Source organism: Roseibium sp. SCP15 (genome assembly GCF_040329435.1).
In the GTDB taxonomy this organism is placed as follows: Bacteria; Pseudomonadota; Alphaproteobacteria; order Rhizobiales; family Stappiaceae; genus Roseibium.
This window is the reverse complement of record NZ_JBDZYI010000003.1, coordinates 124,713-147,797: the sequence shown is the minus strand read 5'-3', so window position 1 is coordinate 147,797 and position 23,085 is coordinate 124,713. Positions and strand designations below refer to the sequence as shown.

General features: G+C 55.2%; 23 protein-coding genes. 12 read left to right on the top strand and 11 right to left on the bottom strand.

Annotated elements, in window-relative coordinates:
* The 5 genes from ABLO27_RS14465 to ABLO27_RS14445 all read left to right on the top strand — a co-directional run bounded on the left by ABLO27_RS14465 (position 1) and on the right by ABLO27_RS14445 (position 3,498).
* Complete coding sequence (locus ABLO27_RS14465) at positions 1-1,593, top strand: Na+/H+ antiporter subunit D (protein WP_353033648.1); 1,593 nt, start codon at positions 1-3, stop codon at positions 1,591-1,593.
* Complete coding sequence (locus ABLO27_RS14460; RefSeq protein WP_352945475.1) at positions 1,590-2,066, top strand: Na+/H+ antiporter subunit E; 477 nt, start codon at positions 1,590-1,592, stop codon at positions 2,064-2,066. The genes ABLO27_RS14465 and ABLO27_RS14460 overlap by 4 nt, the downstream gene beginning before the upstream one ends.
* Complete coding sequence (locus tag ABLO27_RS14455) at positions 2,063-2,419, top strand: cation:proton antiporter (protein WP_353033647.1); 357 nt, start codon at positions 2,063-2,065, stop codon at positions 2,417-2,419. Before ABLO27_RS14460 ends, ABLO27_RS14455 begins: the two co-directional genes overlap by 4 nt.
* Positions 2,416-2,760 carry a monovalent cation/H(+) antiporter subunit G gene (mnhG, locus tag ABLO27_RS14450; RefSeq protein ID WP_353033646.1) on the top strand — a complete coding sequence of 115 codons (345 nt, stop codon included), beginning with the start codon at positions 2,416-2,418 and terminating at the stop codon, positions 2,758-2,760. The genes ABLO27_RS14455 and mnhG overlap by 4 nt, the downstream gene beginning before the upstream one ends.
* A gap of 321 nt (positions 2,761-3,081) precedes the next feature.
* Positions 3,082-3,498, top strand: a complete 417-nt coding sequence (locus tag ABLO27_RS14445; RefSeq protein ID WP_352945480.1) for a MucR family transcriptional regulator — start codon at positions 3,082-3,084, stop codon at positions 3,496-3,498.
* 72 nt (positions 3,499-3,570) lie between these two features.
* On the opposite strand, the gene ABLO27_RS14440 is transcribed toward ABLO27_RS14445, so the two are convergent.
* The 4 genes from ABLO27_RS14440 to ABLO27_RS14425 all read right to left on the bottom strand — a co-directional run bounded on the left by ABLO27_RS14440 (position 3,571) and on the right by ABLO27_RS14425 (position 7,446).
* Positions 3,571-4,188, bottom strand: a complete 618-nt coding sequence (locus ABLO27_RS14440; RefSeq protein ID WP_353033645.1) for a TetR/AcrR family transcriptional regulator — start codon at positions 4,186-4,188, stop codon at positions 3,571-3,573.
* Entirely contained in the window at positions 4,173-5,636 is a 1,464-nt protein-coding gene (locus tag ABLO27_RS14435) for an amidase (RefSeq protein ID WP_353033644.1), read from the bottom strand. The genes ABLO27_RS14440 and ABLO27_RS14435 overlap by 16 nt, the downstream gene beginning before the upstream one ends.
* Positions 5,637-6,287: 651 nt before the next feature.
* Positions 6,288-6,719, bottom strand: a complete 432-nt coding sequence (locus ABLO27_RS14430) for a SufE family protein (RefSeq protein ID WP_353033643.1) — start codon at positions 6,717-6,719, stop codon at positions 6,288-6,290.
* Between the two features lie 280 nt (positions 6,720-6,999).
* Positions 7,000-7,446 carry a DUF5330 domain-containing protein gene (locus ABLO27_RS14425; protein ID WP_353033642.1) on the bottom strand — a complete coding sequence of 149 codons (447 nt, stop codon included), beginning with the start codon at positions 7,444-7,446 and terminating at the stop codon, positions 7,000-7,002.
* Between the two features lie 386 nt (positions 7,447-7,832).
* Between ABLO27_RS14425 and ABLO27_RS14420 the strand changes: the two genes are divergently transcribed.
* From ABLO27_RS14420 to ABLO27_RS14410, 3 genes are all read left to right on the top strand, one after another.
* Positions 7,833-9,488, top strand: a complete 1,656-nt coding sequence (locus ABLO27_RS14420; RefSeq protein WP_353033641.1) for a hypothetical protein — start codon at positions 7,833-7,835, stop codon at positions 9,486-9,488.
* Between the two features lie 8 nt (positions 9,489-9,496).
* Positions 9,497-10,249, top strand: coding sequence for a peptidoglycan-binding domain-containing protein (locus ABLO27_RS14415; RefSeq protein ID WP_353033640.1), 753 nt, complete (start codon positions 9,497-9,499; stop codon positions 10,247-10,249).
* 94 nt (positions 10,250-10,343) lie between these two features.
* A complete protein-coding gene (locus tag ABLO27_RS14410; protein WP_353033639.1) occupies positions 10,344-10,718 on the top strand; it encodes a DUF1491 family protein in 375 nt (124 codons plus the stop codon).
* On the opposite strand, the gene ABLO27_RS14405 is transcribed toward ABLO27_RS14410, so the two are convergent.
* Complete coding sequence (locus tag ABLO27_RS14405; protein ID WP_353033638.1) at positions 10,715-11,863, bottom strand: DUF2336 domain-containing protein; 1,149 nt, start codon at positions 11,861-11,863, stop codon at positions 10,715-10,717. The two genes, ABLO27_RS14410 and ABLO27_RS14405, sit on opposite strands and share 4 nt — an antisense overlap.
* Before the next feature lie 319 nt (positions 11,864-12,182).
* Between ABLO27_RS14405 and ABLO27_RS14400 the strand changes: the two genes are divergently transcribed.
* Both ABLO27_RS14400 and ABLO27_RS14395 read left to right on the top strand, forming a co-directional pair.
* Complete coding sequence (locus ABLO27_RS14400; RefSeq protein ID WP_353033637.1) at positions 12,183-13,187, top strand: hypothetical protein; 1,005 nt, start codon at positions 12,183-12,185, stop codon at positions 13,185-13,187.
* A 442-nt stretch (positions 13,188-13,629) separates the two neighbouring features.
* Complete coding sequence (locus tag ABLO27_RS14395; protein ID WP_353033636.1) at positions 13,630-15,315, top strand: tetratricopeptide repeat-containing sulfotransferase family protein; 1,686 nt, start codon at positions 13,630-13,632, stop codon at positions 15,313-15,315.
* A 21-nt stretch (positions 15,316-15,336) separates the two neighbouring features.
* Here ABLO27_RS14395 and ABLO27_RS14390 read toward each other — a convergent pair whose 3' ends face one another.
* From ABLO27_RS14390 to ABLO27_RS14380, 3 genes are read right to left on the bottom strand one after another with little or no spacing between them, the layout of a single operon-like run.
* Positions 15,337-15,897 carry a DUF1254 domain-containing protein gene (locus ABLO27_RS14390; RefSeq protein ID WP_353033635.1) on the bottom strand — a complete coding sequence of 187 codons (561 nt, stop codon included), beginning with the start codon at positions 15,895-15,897 and terminating at the stop codon, positions 15,337-15,339.
* A complete protein-coding gene (locus ABLO27_RS14385; protein WP_353033634.1) occupies positions 15,894-16,583 on the bottom strand; it encodes a DUF1214 domain-containing protein in 690 nt (229 codons plus the stop codon). Before ABLO27_RS14385 ends, ABLO27_RS14390 begins: the two co-directional genes overlap by 4 nt.
* On the bottom strand, positions 16,580-18,778 hold the full coding sequence (locus ABLO27_RS14380) for a transglycosylase domain-containing protein (protein WP_353033633.1): 2,199 nt from the start codon (positions 18,776-18,778) through the stop codon (positions 16,580-16,582). The genes ABLO27_RS14385 and ABLO27_RS14380 overlap by 4 nt, the downstream gene beginning before the upstream one ends.
* Before the next feature lie 254 nt (positions 18,779-19,032).
* Here ABLO27_RS14380 and ABLO27_RS14375 point away from each other — a divergent pair, with 254 nt between their 5' ends.
* Entirely contained in the window at positions 19,033-19,506 is a 474-nt protein-coding gene (locus tag ABLO27_RS14375) for a YcgN family cysteine cluster protein (RefSeq protein WP_353033632.1), read from the top strand.
* Positions 19,507-19,600: 94 nt separating this feature from the next.
* Here ABLO27_RS14375 and ABLO27_RS14370 read toward each other — a convergent pair whose 3' ends face one another.
* Complete coding sequence (locus ABLO27_RS14370; RefSeq protein ID WP_353033631.1) at positions 19,601-20,218, bottom strand: TetR/AcrR family transcriptional regulator; 618 nt, start codon at positions 20,216-20,218, stop codon at positions 19,601-19,603.
* A gap of 119 nt (positions 20,219-20,337) precedes the next feature.
* Here ABLO27_RS14370 and ABLO27_RS14365 point away from each other — a divergent pair, with 119 nt between their 5' ends.
* Positions 20,338-20,919 carry an NAD(P)H-dependent oxidoreductase gene (locus ABLO27_RS14365; protein ID WP_353033630.1) on the top strand — a complete coding sequence of 194 codons (582 nt, stop codon included), beginning with the start codon at positions 20,338-20,340 and terminating at the stop codon, positions 20,917-20,919.
* Positions 20,920-20,947: 28 nt separating this feature from the next.
* On the opposite strand, the gene ABLO27_RS14360 is transcribed toward ABLO27_RS14365, so the two are convergent.
* On the bottom strand, positions 20,948-22,423 hold the full coding sequence (locus ABLO27_RS14360; RefSeq protein ID WP_353033629.1) for a transglycosylase SLT domain-containing protein: 1,476 nt from the start codon (positions 22,421-22,423) through the stop codon (positions 20,948-20,950).
* A 95-nt stretch (positions 22,424-22,518) separates the two neighbouring features.
* Complete coding sequence (locus ABLO27_RS14355; RefSeq protein WP_353033628.1) at positions 22,519-23,037, bottom strand: DUF3833 family protein; 519 nt, start codon at positions 23,035-23,037, stop codon at positions 22,519-22,521.
* Between the last annotated feature and the right edge of the window lie 48 nt (positions 23,038-23,085).

Sequence of the window (23,085 nt, the reverse complement as noted above, 5' to 3'; positions counted from 1 at the left end):
ATGGCCGGTTCTTCCGTTTCCGTTGATCTTGCTGAAGCTATGGCAACCGCGCCGGTCGCGTCGGGCGACTGGCTCGTTGTGGCGCCGTCGCTGATCACCATGCTGGGTGGTTCACTCACCCTGATGCTGCGCAAGAACACCGATCTTCAGCCGAAGGTCGGTATCGTGTTTCTTGCCGCTCTCGTGCTGGCAAGCCTGGCGCTGCTCGTACGTGTTCTGGATCATGGGGTGATCACCATGGTCATGGGCGGGTGGTTGCCGCCATTCGGTATTGCCATAACCGCGGATGCGCTGGGTGCGACGCTCACCCTGATCGGATCCATCGTCGCATTTTGCGCGGGTCTGTTCGCCATGGCGACTGTGGACAGCACAGGACGCCGCTACGGGTTCTATCCGTTCCTGTTGTTGCTGATGACAGGTGTGTGCGGCGCGTTTCTAACCGGCGATGTCTTCAACCTCTATGTCTGGTTCGAAGTGCTGCTGATCTCGTCCTACGGACTTCTGGTTCTCGGAAATGACCGGATCCAACTGGACGGGGCGGTCAAGTATGGCGTGCTCAATCTCGTCGGCACAAATCTGTTCCTGATTGCGACAGGTTTGCTCTACGGCATATTCGGCACGCTCAACATGGCCGATATCGCCATGAAGGTCGCAGCGCTTGAAAATCCGGCATCCGGCACGCTGGCGACGGTGGCGGCGCTTTATTTCCTGGCTTTTGCCATGAAAGCTGCAGCATTTCCCGTCAATTTCTGGCTTCCGGCGTCCTACCACACTCCGAACATTGTGGTTTCTGCGGTGTTTGCAGGTCTGCTGACCAAAGTCGGCGTTTATGCACTGATCCGCATCTTCGTTCTGATATTGCCAAAGTCGCTCGAGTACATGGCCGATGTGATCAGCCTTGTCGCGATTGTCACCCTGCTGACGGGCGCGCTCGGTGCGCTGGCGCAGTCCGAAATGCGCCGGATGCTCGGGTACCTCGTCATTGCCGGTATCGGAGCGATGCTCGCCGGGGTGTCGGTTGGCACGACACTCGCGATTTCCGGAGCGATTTTCTATGCTGTTCATTCCATCATCGTCATGACGGCGCTCTACATGGCCGCAGGTATCATGAATATGATGGGTGGATCTTATGACCTTAGAAAGCAGGGTGGGCTCTATCAGCAGAATGTCGCATTTGCCGGTGTATTTCTTGTACTCGGGTTCGCCGTCTCGGGGCTGCCGCCTTTCTCGGGTTTCTGGCCGAAGATCATTTTGGTCGACGCGGCTTTCCAGGCGGATCGCGCGTGGCTTGCCGCGGCCATCCTGGTCAGCGGTTTCCTGACAACAATCGCCATGGGCCGCGTATGGATTTACGCCTTCTGGCGGGGTGGCCCGGAAGGGACGCCTGATGGACAATCTGTTGCAATTGCGGCCCCGGCCTCTGCAGCGCAGCTGACTGGCGGCGCTGTGTGGCTGCCTCTCGGAATTCTCACCGCTCTTGTCATTTATTTCGGCCTGCAGCCGGAATGGATGATTGAACTCTCAACGCAAGGAGCGAGCGGCGTTGTCAAACCGCTAGGCTATCTGCGATCGGTCTTTGGAGAGCAGGGATGACTAGTCTCTTCCTAATCAACATTCTCATGGCGCTAGCATGGGGCGCGGTCACGGGGAGCTTCTCTGAGATCAATCTGGCGTTCGGGTTCGTTCTCGGTTTCGGTGCGCTCTACCTGATCCGCGAACAGGTCGGTACCGCCGCGTATTTTGACCGGATCAGAAAGGCCATCGGTCTTGCACTGCTCTTCGTATACGAGCTGGTGCTGTCGGCCTGGCGCGTGGCGATGATTGTCCTGCGACCGAAGATCGAGCTGCAGCCCGGAATTATTGCTTTTCCGCTGACCGTCGACCGGGACTTTGAAATCGCGATGCTCGCCAACCTGATCACCCTTACGCCGGGCACACTTTCGGTCGATGTCTCTGAGGACCGGAAAACGCTCTATGTCCACTGTATCGACGTTCCTGACCCGCAGGCCACGATTGACGACATCAAGAACGGGTTCGAGCGCAAAATCCTGGAGGTGTTCAGATGAACTCGTTTGAAACCTTCGCCTCGCAGTTCCTGGACGTCTCGGTCAACATTGCACTGGGAATTCTGACGATTTCGTTCTTCCTGATCGTGTTCAGAACCGTGAAGGGGCCAAGCCTTCCGGACCGGGTTGTTGCTCTGGATATGCTGGTTGCTGTTGGAATCGGATTTATCGCGGCAATCGGCGTAAAGACCGAGTTCTACCTCTACATTGATATCGCCATCACGCTTGGCCTGATCGGTTTCCTGGCAACCGTGGCTTTTGCCCGTTTCGTGTTGAACCGGGGTGTTGCCGGAGACGAGACAATCATGGAAGAGGTGGAGGAAAGCATCAAACGCAGGGAGGCAGGTCAATGATCGCCGTTATCGAGATCGTCATAGGTGTCATGCTTGTTGTTGGTGCTTTGTTCGCGATGGCAGCTTCCATAGGTTTGCTACGCCTGAAGGATGTCTATATGCGCATGCACGCAGCCTCCAAGGCCGGCACACTCGGCTCTGGTGTCATGCTGCTCGCGCTGGCCATTCACGCGGGAGATCTGTCCGTCGTTACGCGCGCTCTTGCCGGCGTTGTGTTCTTCTTGCTGACAGCCCCAATTTCGGCCCATTTGTTGGCGAAAGCTGCTTATGCAGCAGGGTATCGCCCGTGCGCCGATACGAAAGTGGATGCTTTGGCAGAGACAGTTCGCCCAAAAAGCTAGGAATTGCTGGCAATCAGCTACGCAACAAGAATAGTTCGAAGCCGTGTTTATACTATCGGACCATTGTCAATTGCAGTTCGCGCGAAATAGTCAATATTTATAGAATTTGATTTTTATTGCTGTTTAGTGACTTTTATTTGGATTCTGGGGTTGTCTGATCACGGAACCGCCTATATAAGGCGGTGAACATCACCTGCAAAGTAGAATCAATTTTGATTTCTAATTCCGCAAGTAACGAATTTCCTTTAAGCGCTTTCGGAACTCGCCTATTGCAGGTTAAGACCGCAGTTAATTTTGAATTCAGTAGAGAACGGGTGAAATATGACTGACAATCCGGTGGATGCAAATCTGATTGATCTTACGGCTGATATCGTTTCAGCTTATGTGAGCAACAACACTGTTGCATCAACAGATCTGCCGAGCCTGATCAACGAAGTGCACAGTGCATTGCAGCGTACCGCAACGGCTTCCAATGAGCCGGAGCCGGAGCCGCTGAAGCCTGCTGTACCGGTCAAGAAGTCGGTCATGCCGGACTACATCATCTGCCTGGAAGACGGCAAGAAGTTCAAGTCGCTCAAGCGTCACCTGCGCACACACTACAACATGACTCCGGAAGAGTACCGCGAGAAGTGGGACCTGGGCGCGGATTACCCGATGGTTGCTCCGAACTACGCAGCTGCCCGCTCCGAGCTTGCGAAGAAGATGGGCCTCGGCCAGCAGCGCAAGCGCTCGAAGTAACAGCCGGTATTATCGGCATTGAATTTGAAAGAGCTGCCTTTGGCAGCTCTTTTTTTGTTTTACCTTCGGTTTTTATGCCCCGTCTTTGAGAAGCGCTTCCAGTCCGGAGAGCTGATAACGCCAGAAGAGCGCAAATGCCGTTTGGGTGGACCGGGCATCCTCGTATTCGGTCAGAATATCGGCGATGGTTTCGACTGTTCTGGAAAAGAGCTTGCCGAGGATGAACCGCATGTGCGGATCAGCTTCCTCTGCCGCTCGCTTCTGGTGAAGAAAATCCGTCGCAAGTCTCTCCATTTCGTTGATAACAAGCCCCCGGATATGTGCATATCGCGTGCCCCTGGCACCTTGCAGGAGTATGAGAACGACGTGCCTGTTTTCAACACAGAAACTCAGGAATGCACGAGCATGTTCAGAGCCCTGCGCATCGGCACCCGGCCAATTGTCAATCTGTCCGAGCTCTCTGATGCGAGTGCGGAGCAGCCTCAGGAATTGTGCAGCTAGCGCCGGGCTGACGACGGCATTGAACAGCTCTTCCTTATTTTCATAGTATTTGTAGATATTGCTGGTTGCGGTGGCCGCTCTCTGGGCCACTTCAACCAGCTTGGCGTCCCTGAAGCCATGCTCAGCAAACACTTCAGCAGCAGCTGCAAGGATGCGTTCCCTTACTTCGGTTTTCAGGCGTTGTGGCATAAGAGCCTTTCCGTGAGCGCGTTCAGGCGAGGATTCCAGGGTTGGGCCTGTTCGAGCTGGAATGCAAGTGAGAAGAGCAACGGATCCTTGTTCTGTGCGGCTGTGAAGTGACATCCTATCGGCAGTCCGTTTTCGGTCCAGTGCAGCGGGACGGACATGGCCGGCCAACCGGCCAGTGATGGAATGAAAGTGTAGCCCGCAAGCCTTGCCGTGAACGATGCCAGGATGCCGGGGTCGGCAGTTGGTCCGTAAAGACCGAGTGGAAAAGCTTCGAAAGGAACGGTGGGACTGAGAATGATGTCACATTGCGCGAGCGATTGTTCCACGCTGGCGGCGGCGTGCACCATGGCAGATTGAAACCCTGCAATATCCTCTGCTGTCAGACCGTTTGCACGTGCGGCTGTTGCAAGCGTATAGGGTTCCAGAAGATCTTCACTGTATGCGTCTCCCATCATGGCCTGCATTTGGGTAAAGAGGCCCGCCAATGTAAGTCCGGTCAAGTCGAAAAAGGCTTCGACAGTAGCTTCGGTATCGAAGCCTGGGGCTTCGATTTCGATAACATCACAACCGATCCCTTCGCAGAGTTTGGCAGCTTCAAGAAGCGCTGCCTCCGCTTCCGGGGTGGGCGTCTGGCCCAAACTGTCGTTCCGATAAAACCCGATACGCGTGTTCTTTGGCAGAGCGTTTTCCAGCGCTTCCGGGTTTGGCAACTTGTTCGGGACTGCCGCTCCTTCAGTCGCACTCAGCCATCGGGCGCTGTCGCGCACGGATCGACTGACACAGTGATCTGCAAGAAGCGCGCTTGTCGGCATTTCGGGCGGGATCCCGTTTGACTGTGTCCTGTTGCGGCTTGGCTTGAAGCCGAAAAGACCGCAAAGGGAAGCCGGGCCGCGGATCGATCCGCCACCGTCTGTGGCATGGGCAATGGGCACCATGCCCGAGGCAACAGCGGCCACGGCGCCTCCCGATGATCCTCCCGAGGACCGGGAATGGTCCCAAGGGTTAGTAGTCGCGCCTTTGGCAAGTGTTTCGGTTGTTCCCAGAAGGCCGAACTCGGAAACTGTGCTTTTGCCCAGGACAACCAGTCCACTGGCATCCATCGCTTCGACGTAGTCCGAGCTGGTAAGCGCTGGAGCTCCATCCAGCAGTCGCGACCCGAATCCCGCTGCGTGCCCCGGATAGGGCAGCAAATCCTTGACCAGTGTCGGTACGCCCGAGAAAAGCTCATCACCTCTGATCGACCGAGCGCGCTGTCTTGCAAGATCATAGTTTGCAGAAGCAATCGCGTTTATTTTCGGATTGAGTTTTTCGATCCGCTCAATCGCTGCATCCACCAGTTCCAGACTGGTCGCTTCACCATTTTTCACCAACTCTGCCTGATCGGTCGCATCCATGAGCGCGAGGTCGCTAGGAGTCGAATTGGTGCCTGTTGTCTGCGGATAATCCATGGAAGGCCTCCATTATCTGAAAAGAGAATCGTTAATTCTCTTTTAGCATGCAAATTCAGTTGCGCAAAGAGCGGTGAGGAGCTGACCAAGTATTTGCGCGGCCCGAAGGGCTGTCGATAGCGACCAGAAGCGGGAGAACTCCACGATTGGGCATGCAAATCCAAGCTGAACCAGATTTTTATGGCAGGGGTCGGTAGCGACGTTGGAGCCAGATACTGGTCGTCGACGGTCTTGGGATGAGGCCGCAGGAGACTGTCATCTCTACTGCTGGCAGATGCGTCACAGCGCCATTTGGACGGCTGCCAAATTCAGGATTCGCGGACGCCGCCATTGAGCAATTACTTTAGCAAGGCAGCTGGTACCGACCGGAAGTGACATTCTCTCAGACGCAGGTATGCCAACTTTAAGATTGAACCGGCGGCACATATGACTTTCCCGGAAAGGGCAAGTTTCCACGTCGTGCGCTGATTTTGAGCCGTTTGAGCGTGCAGCTTTTGCTAAGTTGTGGAGCGGGCGTGAACAACCGCATCAAACCATCTTGAAACGAAAAAAGGTGAGCCGGAAAGCTCACCTTTTCAAATACCAATATGCGATTGGGGACTGACATTGCGACCGAGGTGCGGCAGGCGAAGGCCAGGTTCGCTATCCATCTCAGGCCGCAGCCAGGGCTTCCTGCGCGTCGTTGCGAATTCTGCCGACCATGGACTTGAGGCCGTTGGAACGTTGAGGGGTCAGGTGTTCCTGAAGTCCAAGCTCTGCAAAGATGCCTTCAACGTCAGTATCAAGGATCTCCTGAGCCGTCTTTCCGTTGAAAAGGGCAGTGACGATTGCGACCAGTCCCTGAACGATCAAGGCATCGCTGTCGCCCTTGAATGTCAGGATCGGTGCTCCGTTAGCCCCGGCGCTGGTGGATGTGATGAGCCAGACCTGAGACACGCATCCACGTACCTTGTTGGCGTCTGTTCGTTCGCTATCGGAAAGCTCCGGCAATTCCTTGCCCAGATCGATCAGATATTTGTAACGGTCTTCCCAGTCGTCTAGGAAGTCGAATGTCTCGAGGATTTCGCCGAAAGTTGTTGTCATGTCACCGGTCTTCGAAGGTCTTTCAGGCTTCATATAGCCTGCCTGCAAAAAAGTGCAAATCCTGTGAGGCCGGATCTCGCCAGCAAGGACTTAAGTGGCTGGAAAAACGAAAAAAAGAAAAAACGCCGCAGATGAAATGGGCAGCTGTCCATCTGCGGCGCAGCGGAAAACTCCGCTGTAGTAAAGCTGTCTCCGCGATGTCGATCTCAAACACCGCGCCAGCGGGGCGCAAATGCCGTTTTCACACTCAGGAGGTCGGTTGGTGCAACGGCTTTGTTACTCAGGTATTTTCGCCTGAGCGTGGCTTGGGCCGAGGCACGGGCCCAAAAACTGTTTCTACAGTCGAAGCCGGATTGAATACCGGGCTGTAGGAATGTGTTTCTGAAGTCGCGATCACAGTCTCGCCAGGCTGGGCCGTGGGGGTGGAGCCGGTAACAAGGACGTCGGGCTCCGGCTTTCCTGCAACTTGCGTGTCCAGGAATTCGTACACGATCCTGGCACCGTCCCGAGCGCGGCTGCCGATTACCGACAGAGCATCGCCGCCGGTTTCGCACGCCCGCGGATTGCGATCGCAAAAACTGCCGATATCGGAAACGGCTGCCTGCGCAGCCAGAAATGCGGAAACGGGATCCACTGCTTCATTTGGTGCGCTTTCCTGTTCCGATCCGAGCGGAATCAGCACCAGCACCAAGGTTAGCCAGAAGGCCGTCCTCAGAAGAAAGAACATGTCGCTACCCATAGTCTGTTCGGTTTGCGCGCCGTTTGCGCTGCAGGCGCGCTTGTTATGGGATCAAGCTAGCAAGGACATGAGAATTCCGAGTTGAGTCGAGTTGCGCAATTTTCATAAAATAAATCAGATATTTAAGTCGAATGTTCTCATAATTTGATTCAAATTTTACGCATCTGCGACAAGTGACTGAACTGTAACGGTTTTTCGTTTTTTTCGTAAAATGGATTCATCCTTTATCGTTCCTTAAGTGCTGCGGCCGACAATATGCTTCCAAGAGTTGCGAACGGGAATTTTCCGTGATTGTTGTGTGGTAGAGTAGAGTGCGTAACCTTTTGAATTTATTCAATAAAAGCTGGTGTAGTGGACTGGGTCGAGTTGATGCGATGATTCATCCGCACGCTGCTGCCGATCCTTTTTCTGCGCCACTGCACCGTTCTTTCCTGATCAGCTGTTTTGCCAGCGGTACGGTAGCCTTGTTTGTTCTGCCATTGCATCTGGCACTGGCCGGTGCACCGCATTTGGCAACGATCCTGGTGCTGGCCTGGATGTTGAGCCAATGGCCTTTGGCACTTTATCTGTCGCAGTCGGGGGCATTGGATCGCGCGATCGGTATATCTTCTGCGCTCTTTGCGTGCTTTGTTGCCGCCGTCTGTTTTCTGACAGGCGGTAGCGGTTCCTTCGCACTTCTTTGGCTGTTGATGCCGCCGATCGAAGCTGCCTTTGCGACCGATCGGCGAATTGCGGCCGGTATCACCGCACTCTGCGCAGCGCTTCTTGCTGCCGTCACGCTGTTGCCGCCTGTGGTAACCCAGCTTACGCCCATGTCTCCGGCGACACAGTTTTTCTCTTCTTTGGCGGCCATCCTCTACGCGGGTACAATCGCTCTGCGAATTTCCAGAGACAGAAACCTGGCAAAAAGCGCGGTTTCCGCATCAGAAACAAAACGACGCATGATAAGCCAGAATGTTTCTGAAGTTCTGTGTGAGATTGATCAGGATGGTCACATTCTGGTCATGGGGGGCGCGGTTCAGAACCTTGTTGGGATCACGCCGTCAAGCGGTGAAGACTGGCTGTTTCCCCGCCTGCATGTTGCAGACCGGCCTCTCTATCTGACCAAGCTCTCCGAAGCACGGCATGACGGAACGTCGTCGGTGTTTTCAGTGCGTTTGCGAGTTGGTTCGACAACGCCGGGAGAAGCAGGTAGCGCCGAATACAGAGTACTCGAATTCAGCCTCAGGCCTGTCAGGGATGCCCAAGACCCATTGGGCAGTGCTGAAAAACTGTTGCTTGTCATCAAAGACCAGGAAACTCCCGGCGCCGGGTCTGGTGGTACAACGGCCGATAATCAGGATCCGCGAGTTGCGAAAGTTTCCTGGAGCCTTGTCCAGAACGCAGGCGACGAAGCAAGGAAGAGCCTCACCGAGATACGTTCGAGGGTTTCCACACTCGAGACTGCCGCAACAACGCAGGGAATTTCCGTTCGTGACGAGATCCGGCACCTGAGATCATCATGTGATGATGGTTTGTCCGCCATGACCTCGGTACTGGAAACCATTCCAGGCAGAGAAAAAGGCCGTGACACGGACCACAGTTCAGTTGAGGTGGGGACCTGCCTTGAAAACTGCAACAAGCTGCTGGCACCTGTGGCGGCGCAGTCAGGTGTTTCAATCGAGATTGATCTGGACTTCAGCGTGGCAAAACTGACCGCGGATCGGAAGGTGCTGCGGCAGTCCCTGTGCTTTATCCTGTCTGACATGATCGAGACGGCTGGAATCGGAGCGACCATCCTGGTGTCGGGCGCCGCTGTCGATTCCGAATTGCAGCTCATCATCTCGGTGAAAAACAGACAATCAAGCCTCAATTGGAACTCCGCTAATTCTGGTCCAGTACTTGAATTTGCCGACGAGATGCTGAGCCGTGCCGGAGGGAGCGTCGCAGTTCACAACTCGCTCGGACAGGGTGAAAGCGTGATGATGTCCTTGCCGACGAGAGCGGTTGAACCTGCAGGCGAGCTGTTGACGCTCGCAAAAACGGCGTAGGTGGCGGAATGGCCAGGACCACCAAAAAGACATCCCCGGTGAAATCACCCGAAACGTTCATGGCGAAGGCAAGCCATGTCGCACTGGACAATCCCGTTGCAGCAGGCGGTACTGTCGTCATGGGCCTGACGGCTTGCCTGATAATCGCAAATGCGATCGGCTTGCAACCGGGGCGCCATCCCGCTCCGATTTTTGCAACCCGTGATCGCCCGGATTCGTTGCAACTCCCCGAACCCGATGGCCGTCGGGCGGGGCCGAAGATCCAGGAAATCTCGACGCTTGTTCTTGATCTGCAAATCGCGTTGAGAAAGACCGGCCTCTATGCCGGCCCCCTGGATGGTCTGAATGGTCCAGCAACGGAAAGAGCCATTCGTGCTTTCGAACGCCGGGCAGAGCAGGTGGAGACCGGCAAGGCAAATGAAGCCCTTCTTGCGCTGGTTCTTATGCACGGGGATGCTCCGCTCGAAGCTCAAACTCCGGTGCCAAGAGCCAAGCCCGGCTTCTCGGGAACGGCTCCTCAGGCCAATGATGTCGTGCAGGAGGCCAATAGCGTCGACGCGGACCCGCAGCTCCTGCGCGTGCAGAAAGCCTTGTCGGAGCTGGGATATGGCCCGCTAAAGCCGGACGGCGTCATGGGCGGCAACACAACAGCCGCGATCAAACGGTTCGAGTTGGACCGTGGCTTGCCCCTGACCGGTGAACTCGGCGCCAAAATGATCGAGCGTCTGGAAATGATCAGCGGCCGCAAGTTGTCCGGATAAATCTGCGCCAGTTGTCCGCGACACCGTTCTGACGTAATTCAGGCCGATCGACTGACCAATGCAATTTGGTGTTCATCTTGGCTCGGGAAGTGGTATGCGGGTTACATCAGAGTTCTTTGTGAGTGCCTTGGTGCGCCGGATTTTCGGAGAAGGTGGATTTGCTGCCGTCTCCAAAAAAGGTGCGGCTGAAGCGGGAGCTGTCTTCGTATGCGTAGACCGCCTGAATGGTGCTGTTGATTTGTATGGCCCTGCGCCACAGGCAATGTTCGGCGAACTTCCGCAAGGCCGTCTTTTTGAGAAGATCCTGTCAGAAGTTGAACGCGAAGCGCTGGAGCAACGTATGGCCAGTGAAGCTCGCATGGACCCGGATTACTGGCTGGTCGAGATCGAAGCCCGTGACGGGAAAGTCGACCTGCCTTTGGCGGATGAGGAACCTGTGGATCCGGGCAAAGGCATCTTTCGGTTTTAGAGCTGAGATCCTTCGGCGCTTTTGTCCGACCGGTCCGCTGAACCGTCCTCGGTTGCTTCCCTGTGTTGCCGCCCCTCCTGATACTGAGGCTGCAGCGGAGAAGACGAACGCTGTGGGGCCTGTTCCTGCAAGATCCATTGACCGACTAGAACTTCAGCGGCCCCCGTGCTGAGTGTCCGGTGGATACGCAAGAGATCACGAAGCTCCAACAGCGGCAGGTGTGACCCGCACAGGCGTATGAGAATCGTGGTCACTTGATTGGCGGGCAGACCAAGCGCTTTCAATGCGATGGTAAGGCCTTCGATCTGATCAGGTTGCAGCAGAAGATCACAGGTCGCCTGTGAAAGGCCAAGCCCTTGGCCGAGAAGGTCGGCAAAACGAGGCCGGTTTTGTAGCAATGCCTGCTCGACGATGGCGTCCTGCAGTTGTAACTGCGCTCCGTTGAGTCGTCTGCCATCCAGTTCACCCGGTGTCTGAGCCTGTTTTACCAGGTTGGTCAATTCTGCCGCTGCGATCGCTTTGGCTTTGAGCTGCTGCGGCAGATGTATGAACTGGCCCATGAGGCCATCCGGGTTGAGGGCGTCCTGGCCAGCCAGTTCGAGCCCGAGAGCCGCAACGATTTCGCTCCTGCGACTGAGCCTGGCCTGTTGGGTCCGTGTGAGCAGAATGTCATCTCTGTCCAGGAGGATGCGGACGACATCTGCACCCGCATGGTCGCACAGGGCGTTGATCACCGATTCGCGCAGTGAGGGTCTGTTGGCGACTGCCTTTCTTAAGGTGTCAGGCCCAGATTGAGCCACCTTGAGCAGGAGATCCACAGAAAGCCTGGGACTGTAACGAAGCGCGGGATACGCTGTCATTACATCTTCATCTGCTGCCAGGGTCTCCAGCAGCTCGTCCGGCATTTCCGGGTGAGAGACCAGGAGACTGGCAATCCGGCGCCGGTCGGCGGTCGGTGTGGAAGAAAGCAGATTTCGGGCTAACTCCAGAAAAATCTTTTTGTCTTCAACATCATGCCTGTCTCTGCCCGCAAACAATTCTGTCGCTGCAAGCAACACATTGGCCTCAGTTGATGTTCCCTTGGAAGAAGATGAATAAGCCGCTGAAGGTGGCCGAGACTGATTGAAGCGTTGGCTCTGGCGCATGACACCCGTCTACAAAATACAAAAGACCGAACGACCGGCAAAACTGGATTGCTTCAAATTGGACCAAAAGCGTTAGCATCCTATTAACCCTGACAGCTTCTTAATGAACCTGCAGGAAGTAATGCGTCGCCCGTTTGACCGTTCCTTGCCGGTAATACGCCGGATCTGGAACTGGAACCGAAGGAGGAGACGATGGGCACCTTGTTGGATTTTGCGTCAGCACAACGGCCCACTGCTCGCGTGGGCCATCGTTCCAACCATCGACGATCAACCAGCCGGGAGACCTCGGGGGAAGTTATCCTCTTCCCAGGTGTTCGCTATGAGCGACACGACCTTGATCTTGCCGCACGAATCACGACCATCGGAAAAGCAGCTGGACCTGCTGGTTCCGACAAGGACTGACGGTCCAAGCCTTTCCAGCCGCGTCAGCTTTTACCGCAAGCGGTTGGGGAAAAGCCCGATGGGCATTGGAAGAGCAGTTAGATCAGGTCAGTTCCCTGAAAAAGGGAAGGGGTGCCGGGGCCTTCAGAAAGTGGCCGTGACGGCATGCCTGCTTGTGGCTGCGATGCTGTCTGGCTGCACACGCCCGACCGGGGACTTCGATCGTGCAAGGCCTTCCGTGATCCACGATCGTTTGATGCCCGCTGCCGGAGACGAAGCGGCACGGCTGCGGGGAGACCCGGTCTCCAAGTTCAACTACACCGATGATGAAAAGCTGATGCGCAATCGCGGGTGGGCGCTGATACGACCACCCTGGACGAAGGACTGGATTGGCGGAACCATGGTGGAACTGTCACGAACCCGGGTATTGCCGGAGACCGAAGGTCGTGTTCCACCAGACCTTTACCTAATCTTTCTGCGCTCTGACAAATTCCGATCTTCCAATGCCCGCTACGACAAGATTGCAGCTGATGCTTCGGGCGATGCGGAATTGGTCATGCCGTTTTGCGAAGTGGCGTTGCGGGTAAAAACCGCTGATGATGAGCGGCTGCGCGTGCTTCAGAACACGCCCGTGACCACTGAAGAAACCTACGAAGGAGCCAAGGCGCGGGTCTGGGAAAATCGCGTCATGATCAAGTGGGTGGGTCAGGCGCTTCGATACAGGATCATCGCATACAAGAAAGCGCTAAAAGGGCTTGAGATCGAAACGCCCAGTCAGGACCGGGTCTGGAAGGTCAACAATTCCATTCGCGAGCTGGAAGGCCAGGTCAGGCTGGCTGAGGCCAGTTGCGAAACCGGAAGCAGATACGGTCCGGAGAAACCGGTTCTCAAGTCGAGAATCTATACCGGATGGAGCACCGAACGCGCGCCCGTGAAGAAGTAACTTTTGCTGCTTGCGAACGCTCCAGCGTGCAGGGTTTCTGATCACACTTTGCGGTGTGTTACAAATTGCGACAATTCAGGGTGGTTCTGGCACAGTTCCACGACACTTTGTGGCTAAGGTGATGGTTCGTCGAATGGCGGCCCGACAATTCCATCATCCAAAAACTGCAAGGTCCGTGAATGTCATTCCTTCCATACCTGACTTTTTGCCTTCTTCGCACAATGGGTGCAGTGGTCCCTAATCGACCGTGATTCCTGCTGCGAGATTTCACATCAAACAGAGCGAATTAGGCTTTCTGTTGGTTCACCGGCTAATGAACTTGCAATTATGAATTGTGAATATATTTATTCACAACTATATCGGTAAAGTGATTTGTAGTGATCGCACTTAACCGCCAGATTCACCGCATCTCGTCGCTTACGCATGGACTACTGGAGCTACCATGAGTTTGGAAGTAGAGAGGCTCGTCCAGACAGCTCTTTCGCATCAGCACGCCGGCCGGATCTCCTTGGCATTCGAGCTCTTTGAAGAAGTGCTTCGGTTGGAGCCGCGAAACCCTCAGGCGAATTTCTCCCTGGGCATTGCCGCCTACCAGGATGGTGATATTGGACTGGCTATTGCCCGACTCCAGGTAGCTGCACGAAAAGCTTCAAAACACCCTCAGGTGCATCAGCTTCTCGGGTTGGCTCTCATGAATGCGGGGGATCTGGGTGCTGCTATGAAGTCTCTGAAAAGAGCCGTTTCCCTTGCACCGAGATCCGCCGAATTCCATGCTCACCTTGGAGATCTCTACCGTTTGAAAAGGCAGCCGGTTTTTGCCCGTCAAAGCTTTGAGAAAGCCTTGAAGCTTGATGCTGAAAACGGTTACGCCCTGGTTGGAATGGGGCAGCTTGAAATCACCATCGGGAATATTGACGAAGCGGTGGACTGGTTCGAAAAAGCCGTCGCAGTCGGGAAAGAACTTCCTTCAGCGCTCCAGTGCCTGACGATGACACGTACCTATCAGGAAAAACCGACCGAACTCGACCTGATTGAAGATCTGCTGAAGAATGGCAAGAAGAGAGCCGCGCCCGAAGAGGCCAACCTGCATTGGGCCGCAGGAAAGGTTCATTATGACCTGGGAGACTCCTTGCGGGCCGTTCAGCATTATCGAAGCGCGAGACGTTTGCGATACGAAGAGTTCGACAATGCGGCCTATGAGGAGCGCATCGCCTTCATGAAGGAGGTGTTCTCCGAAGACTTCTTTTCCAGCCGCATGGAACTAGGCGACGAAAGCGAGCGACCCATTTTCATTTTCGGCATGCCGAGATCGGGAACCACTTTGGTAGAACAGATTTTCAGCCGACATTCACGCGTAGCAAGTGGAGCGGAAATTCCATTTTTCCGGCATTTGCAACAGGATATGGGATTGACCAGGGCCCCTTCGTCGGCTCTCGAGAGGCAGTTGAAAAACATGGAGCCGCGCGACTTCAAACGCGTCGCGCGCAATTATCTTGCTGCGTTGAACAATGTCGACAGGCGTGCGGATCGTGTGACGGACAAGATGCCTCACAATTTCGAGATGCTTTGGCTTATGGGGCTGCTCTTTCCCAAGGCGACTTTCATTCATTGTGTCCGGTGTCCTGCCGACACCAGCATCTCGCTCCTGTCGCATCCGCTTTCCCCAACGCACAACTACTGTGTGTCGCAAAAGACAGTGGGCCGGTACTTCAAGACGTATGCGAGCCTCATGGATCACTGGGCAAAGGTTCTGCCGGTGAAACTCCATCGGCTTTCCTATGAGGATCTCGTTCATAATCAGGAGGTGGAGAGCCGCGAGCTTTTGGTCCGTGCCGGACTTTCGTGGGAAGAAGAGTGCCTGGAATTCTACAAGGGAGACAATCCTGTCACCACTTTTTCCAACCTGCAGGTCCGGCGGCCTATTTTCCGATCTTCCATCGGTCGCTGGCGGCGGTATCGGGATTTGTTGACCGACCTTTTCGAAGCCCTTGGACCATTGGCTCCGGCGGAACTGAGAAGCGGCGACGATCAGCTTGTTGCCACTTTAGGGGAAATGTCAGGGGGGCCGGACAATGATGTTGCGCATCACATGGAAAACGCTTCAGCAAGTGGACCTGGGCAAATGTGAAAGTCACCGGCTGATAGCGGACTAACCGATCGTTCCGCAGTCCGCCGCCATCAAGGCCTTGTCAACCGTGTCTGCCTTGGAAGGGTGGGGAACGAAGGCCCTCAGAAGCGCAAAGCCGCTGATTTCGTCAGTTTCAATGACAATCAGGTCTTCAAGGTTCTCCGGCGGATTTTCGCGCAGTATCGACAATTGCTCGGTCGTGAGCACAAGCATGGACAGGCTCTCCGCACCGGCTGTGCGGTTGTTGAGGCTGTAGACCGCTTCGCCTGCAGAGTTGAACAGACCGATCGACCAGAATGAAACCGGAATGCTGGCATCGAACAGAACCGGTCCGTCTGCAAGTTCAAAACGGCAGGCGGCATGCTTCATTGCTGGGTCAAGGTCGGGCAGAACCTCGTGACCGGGCTTTACATCCGGCAACAGGTTGAACTGCCGGTCCGGTCCGTGCTTTGCGATGTTGTCGAACGCACTGTGTTGAACATTGTGAGGAATGCTCAACACCACAAGTATGTGAATGATTGCTGCCAGGCAAATCGTTGCAAGAACGCCAACTGTCAGATTGAAGCGGGGAGAGAGCGTCATGGGCAGCCCTGCCTTTCGATTGCGGGCATGCTGACACCGTCAAGTGCGGCGCCGGTCGTAACCGGTGCATCGTAAAGCCGTAGGACAAGGCGCAATCCGTCGCTGGCATTTGCGTTGGCAGCCAGGGGCAGCCAATTCCCGGACTGAGGTTTTGTCGCTGCCGTTATGTCAAAGCTTCCATCGGGATTTCGCAGCAGGTTCTGGCTCGCGAGATGAACGCGGCCAGGTAGTGTTTCAACCAGCCGGCCGTGACCATCCACTGCGGTCATTGTCCAAAGTCTCGCAGAAGGCGTTTGTCCGTAAATTCTGTAAATACAGGTCGGGTCCAGAAGGTGCCCGGCGCTGTCTTCACGCGCCACAAGGGCGAGGCCTTCACCCGAGGCAAGCGGAATGACGGCTCCGCGTGTATAGATTGCCACGGAATAGGGGTCGGCTTCGGCTGTTCCTGCACGCGGATAGGCCTGCCAGGGACCAATGGAAACCGCATCAAGAGGTTGCTCGCGTTCTATAACTAGATACGCCGAACTGATGCCAAGCAGAGATGCGAGCGCGACCACGAGTGTCACTGCCGTAAGCGTGCGCAGCGGGTGGCTGCGGTGCGGACGTATCGCTCTTGGAAGCTCCTCCTGGTACCAATCCGCCTCACTGTGGGCAGATGCTGGAGGTCGCAGGGAGGCATCTGTCATTGGGCAGCCGCATAGTCTGTCGTGGAAGAGGTGTTGTCCGGAACGGCCTTCGCACTGGACCGTTCAATCAGTTGGCGCAGATCCTTGCCGATCTTCAACAAGAGATCCTGAGTACGCCGTTTCAAGACGCGAGGCTGGGACTTGATCGCCTGGGCTTCGGAGAGTTTTGTCGGTTCCGCGCTGGCAAGCCGTGGAAGACTTTCTGCTTCCACTCCGGGCATCCTGGAGAGTTCGATACCTCTATGGGCATAGTCCATGTAAAGCTGCCAGGTCATGGCCGGAAGGCTGCCGCCGGTTACGCGGCGGGTGGACGTGAAATCGTCATTTCCAAACCAGACTGCCGTAGAGAAATTACCCGTGTAACCGACAAACCATGCGTCTCTGTACGCGTTGGTGGTGCCGGTCTTGCCACCTGCAACAACGCCGTCGATGCGCGCCCGGCGGGCCGTGCCGGCCTCGACCACATTCACCAGGATGTCGTTGATCTGATGCACTTTATCTTCAGGAAGAACCCGCTTGCGTTCCGGTTCTTCCTGTTCACGACGATAGAGAACCACCCCATCGCTGTTCTTGACTTCCAAAATGGCATAGGCAGGCGCCTTGTAACCGCCATTTGCAAAGGATGCATAAGAGGAAGCCATGTCGATCACGGAGACTTCCGAAGAGCCAATGGGCAGCGAGATGGAGTTTTCCAGCTCGTGTGTCAGACCCATCGCATAGGCTGTTTCAATAATCTTCTCCCTGCCGAAATCGAGAGACAGCCGCACAGGGATGGTATTGATTGATTTCGTCAGCGCAGTCTTCAGCGTGACCGGGCCGCGATAGCGCCTGGAGTAGTTTTTCGGTGACCAGTTGCCGATCCAGACCGGCCTGTCGGGAACGATGCTGTCGGGCGCGTAACCGTTCATGAAGGCGGTCATGTAGACGAATGGCTTGAATGAAGAACCTGGTTGACGCAACGCGTCGACTGCACGATTAAACTGGCTTTGGCCATAGGAACTGCCGCCAACCATGGCAACGACGGCACCATCAGGGATCATCGAGACCAGCGCGGCTTCGCTCGCTTCGCGCAGCTTGCCGTTTTCCCGCAAGATGGTTTCCACCGCCAGGTCCGCCTGACGTTGCAGGGCGGGGTCCAGTGTCGTGCGAACGGTCACGATGCGATCCCGGGCAAGCGCCGGATTGCGCCGTGCGAGCTTCTTGACCTCATCGAGCGCCCAGTCGAGGAAGTATTCCGGAAGCTGTTCCTGGGAACGGTCGACCGCAAGCGCGGGATTGCGTCTGGCACCGATGACCTGACCCTCTGTCAACAGATCCGCCTGGACCATGTTGGTCAGCACTTCGTTCGCGCGGGCGCGGGCTGCGGGCAGGTTGATGTGTGGGGCGTATTTTGTCGGGGCCTTGTAGAGACCAGCAAGCATGGCACTCTCAGCAAGCGTCAGTTCGCGGACATTTTTGTTGAAATAGAATTCCGCGGCGGCGGTCACTCCAAACACGCCGCCGCCCATGTAGGCACGGTCGAGATAGAGTTTCAGGATTTCCTGTTTTGACAGGTTCGCTTCCAGCCAAAGCGCCAGATACGCCTCTTTGATCTTGCGGCTCAGACTGCGTTCATTGGTCAGGAAGAGGTTCTTCGCCAGCTGCTGCGTGAGGGTCGAGCCACCTTGGACGACACCTCCGGCGCGGGCATTTTCCACCATCGCCCGGAAGGTCCCCATGAAGTCGATGCCGAAATGGTAGAAGAAGCGCCGATCTTCCGTTGAGAGCGTTGCCTTGACCAGGGAATCAGGAATTTCCTCAAGGGGAACACTGTCGTTCAGCACGATGCCCCGTCGGCCGATTTCCTTGCCGAACCTGTCGAGAAACGTGACCGCGAAATCATCAGTTGTTTTCCAGTCCGCGTATCGGGTTGCTTCGAATGCCGGCTGCGCAAATGCCAGCACCACGACGAAACCGATCAGGCCGAATGTGAGACCGTCAGAAGAAAGCTCGGCCAGACCCCGCCAGATGCCCTTTGCACGAAACCGGCGCAAATAGGCATCATATCCCCCAAGGACGCGCCGGATTGCAGCCCCGCTTCGCCAGAGTGCCGTGTCGACAAATGCATCAATCGCAAGGAAGAACCGGCGAATGCGGTCTCGCTTGCGCGGCTTTTGAGTGCCCTTGATCTCACTTGTTTGCGGTTTGTCTTCCACGCGGACTTGAACTCCGGATCAGTACAGATTTCTTCAAATTACCGGTTTTTTTCGTGTGTGAAAACAGGCCCCGGCCGACGATGTATTTTGCTCCCAGTTTATTGATCTTTCATTGCAAAAGGCGCTGGGTGTTTCTACTCCGATCCGTCTGACTTGCGGCACGGAATATAGCATGATAGGCGCTGGCGCTTCGGATCGTTCCGGCAAAAGCGAAGTTCCGGTTTTTCCGCCTCCGGCATAGGCAAAGTAAAAGAATGAATTCTGACACGGATAGCGGTGGTTTGCCGTTCTGGAAGACCAAGACGCTGGACGAAATGACGTCTGGAGAATGGGAGTCGCTTTGTGACGGTTGCGCCAGATGTTGTCTGAATAAACTGGAAGACTGGGATACGGGCGAGATCGTCTGGACGGATGTTGCCTGCACGCTTCTCGATAGCGGGTCCTGCCGATGCAAGGACTATGAAAACAGGGCTGCGACTGTACCAGATTGCATCCAGCTGACACCCGAAGAAGTGCGCACCCTTTCTTGGCTGCCGCCCACATGCGCCTACAGGCTGGTGCATGAGGAGAGAGAACTCTACTGGTGGCATCCTCTGGTTTCCGGTGATCCGGAAACCGTACACGCTGCTGGAATCTCTGTTCGAGACCGGACGGTGCCGGAAGACGGAATGGAGTTGGAAGACTATGAACACCATGTGGTTTCATGGCCTGGAGAAGTTCCGGCTTAAAGCTCGGTCAGCCAGCTAGAAATCATTTTGCCGAACAAACGCGTGGCGGTCATTCCCGGGTTTAAAAACCATGCGGACCCGGCAGAGATTGCTGCTAGCCGGTAAGCACAAAGGCCTCGACATGCCGTCGAAGACGGTGCTCCAGTTCGCTCGTGTCGGTCATTTGATGGCTTTTTAGGAGGATTGCCCCATGAATCATGAAGGCAATCAGACCATCCGTCATCTCTCCTGGTGACCGGTCCTTGCGGAGCGTTGGGGTAAACGCGTCTGAGTTCTGCCAAACTTGCAGGAAAGCGATCAACTCTGCGTCCAATGCGTCGAGTGCTTCGACGAATTCTGCCGCGCAAGTCGGTTTTGTAACGCCAATGTTGTCGAGAAACAGTCTCAGGACCGTGGGACTGTCGGTGATTACGCCAATGAGCCCCATCATTCTTTGCATCAGCAAGCCGACAGGGTCCGTCACAGCTTGCGGCAGATCGCCGGGGTCTTGCGCGGGCGAGCGCAGAGCGTTCAACCGGTCAAGCAGGACATAGGTCAACAGCCCGTTCATGTCGCCAAAATGAGAAAAGACGGTCCCCTTGGCGACACCGGCTTCCTTTGCAACTGCTTCAGCGGTGACCTGTTCAAGTCCATGTATCCGGCTCAGATCCCTGGCAGCCTGAAGCACCCGGGCGCGGGTAGCGATGCTGCGTTGTTGCGGCTTGCGTGTCATGAAACCTCTTAAAATTGACCGTGGTCAAATAATTCTTGACATCAGAGCATATCGATGTCAAAAAATGACCGTGGTCAATTTTATGGTTTGACCTGAATTCGAAAAATGTGGATGTGAATATGACTCGGATACTGATCCTCGATGGACATCCGGAGAAGGGCTCGTTTTGCGGTGCGCTGGCCGGTGAATACGCTGAAAACGCCTTGACGAAAGGCCATGAGGTGCGCGTTCAGCACCTGTCTGAACTGAAGTTTGACCCAGATTTCGGCACTTCCGATTTCAAGAATGCTCCCGAACTTGAACCAGACCTTCAGAAGCTGTGGAACGACATCACATGGTGTGAGCATGTCGTGATTGCCTATCCCCTGTGGTGGGGCGGTCATCCGGCAAAACTGAAAGGCCTCTTTGATCGTGTGCTGCTGCCCGGCAAGGCGTTCAAATATATCTCCGGAAAAGCTCTTCCGGAAAAACTGCTGGAAGGCAGGACGGCTGAAGTGCTGGTGACGGCCGACACTCCAGGCTGGATTTTCCGCTGGCTTTATGGCGCAGGCTCACGCAAACAAACGGAAAAGCAGATCCTGTCATTCTGTGGCCTCAAACCCAAGGGGTATCATATCTTTTCACCCATCCGCGGATCGAACGATCGCGCACGGGCAAAGATGCTGAGCCGGGCAGGGCATCTGGGCCGGAAGGCCGCCTGAGGTCAGAACCTGTACCAGCCGACCGGTTTTATTCCTGTGCCGCTGCCTGCCTGGCGGCGGCATCGGCTTCTGTCCGTTTGATCTGATTGTGAAAGACAACGTAGTACTGGTAAATGTTGCCAACATAGTCGATCGGTTGTCTGCCGATTTCAGAGGCTACAATCCACTCGACATTTCCAAACCATTCGTCCGGGTCGTAACCCTGTTTCTTTGCTTTCTCGCGCATTCTGGCAAAACGACTGGGACCTGCATTGTACGCGGCAAGCGCAAAGAACGTCTGGTTCGCCTCGTGTGAAGACAGCTCAGGAAAATACTGATCGGCAAGGAAACGCAGATATTTTACGCCTGCGTGGACATTTTTCTCCGTGTCCTTGGTAACGCCGCGGATATTGATGGGCGATCCTTCGGCCGTAGAAGGCTTGATCTGCATGAGCCCGACGGCGCCTGCGTGACTTCGGGCCTTCGGGTCGAAGCGTGACTCCTGAAAACTCTGGGCAGCAATTAACAGCCAGTCGAACTTGTATTCCCCCGCATATTTCTTGAAGAGTTTCTCGTATTCCTCGAGCTCTTTTCCGTAGCTGTCGTCGCGAAGGTTGCGTAGATAGCTGGCTTCTCTGAGGTACTTCTTGAAGATGATGTTGCCGAGCAGGGTGCCTTTTTTTACAGTCGCAGCAAATCCGTTGATCTCCTCAAGCAGCTTCGGGGCTGATTTTCGTACCGCGATAGCGATTTCCCCGTCGGTGCGAACGGCAGCCTTGGGATGCGTCTTGAGACCGTCCAATACTTCAAGCCACAGATCCGCCTTGTGTTGGTCGACGATTACCGTAGAAATGCCTCCTGCGGCGACCATCTCCATGAGGTCTTCGTCCTCGAGGCGTTCATCTGCCAAGACCAGGTTCATGGCTTTTCTGCCATCCAGCTCAAATTGTTTGTTCAGGGCGTCAAGGCTTTCGTAATAGGACGCGGAGTTCCGCACGTATATGGTCAGACCGGAGAGGTCTGAAGGTGAGGTGTATTCACCAACGTCGGTGCCTGTGACCGGGACCTCATGAACGTCCTGTAGCAGGGGGATGGAGAAGTCAGTCAGTTTACGGCGCTCCTCCGTGATTGTCAGATTGCCCAGAGAGATATCGCCGCGTCCCTCGTCAAGGTCCGTGAACAGTTTGTTTCTTGGTGTGGGGATCAGGACGATCGAGAGGTCCTTCGTTTTCTTTCCGTATTTCTTGTCCAGGAACTTGCCGAACTCGCGCATGGTATCGACGGTACTGCCACGCTGTTCGCCCTTGTCGATGAAGTAACCCGTCTTGGAAAAGGGAATGAGCACACGGACAAAGCCACGATCGATAATTTCGTCGAAATCACCCGTGAAGGGAGTGCGCAGATTTTCTTCCAGACTGTCTGCCAGCTTTGGTTCGGCTGCCTTAACGGAAAGGGTCAAAGCCGTCGCAGCGATAAAAACAAGACAGCGCAATCCTATCTTGGAGAATGTGCGTAGTGGCGTCATAACGGCCTCATGGAATAAAAAAAGTATACTCCTTAAAGTTAGGCCGCTCATGCCGATGCAATCAAGCTTTTACAAAATATCTTGTTTGGTGATCGCTACTTCGTGAAGGTCAGGTCCACGGTGCCAATGGTTATTCCTGCCTTCATGACCTTCGCTCTATTGCGAACCGTGCGTCGATCCACTTGCGTCAAGGTATCGTCAAAGCGAAGCAGCAACGGTCCGTTCTGTGTCTGAAGCTCGGCTATATACGAGAACCGCAAGGCTCCATTTGGGTCAGTGCTGACGTTTGTCGGGCTTATGACATCGGCCCTCTGGCCGATATACCGGCCGTCGGCAACCTTCTGGAAAAACCAGGTTTTGGTGTCCCGCTCTCCATCGTCGTAGACGAAATCTTCTCGCAGCCGAAGCGTGAATGTCCGAGGGTTCCAGCTTCCTCTCAGATAGACCGTGAAGGGGCGGTTCACTCCGGCAATCTGGCTTTCAAAAACCCCTTTGCCGACAGTCTTGCCTCGAAAGAACTCCTCCAGCACCAAAGGCTTCGATTGAGCAGATGCGGGAGTTGCCGTAATCAGCAGGGCCAGCACGAACATCAGGACTTTCCATGGGCGAACCATTGCTGCGATGCCTCTCTTGTTGTGAGCACACTTCGCATACGGTTGGAT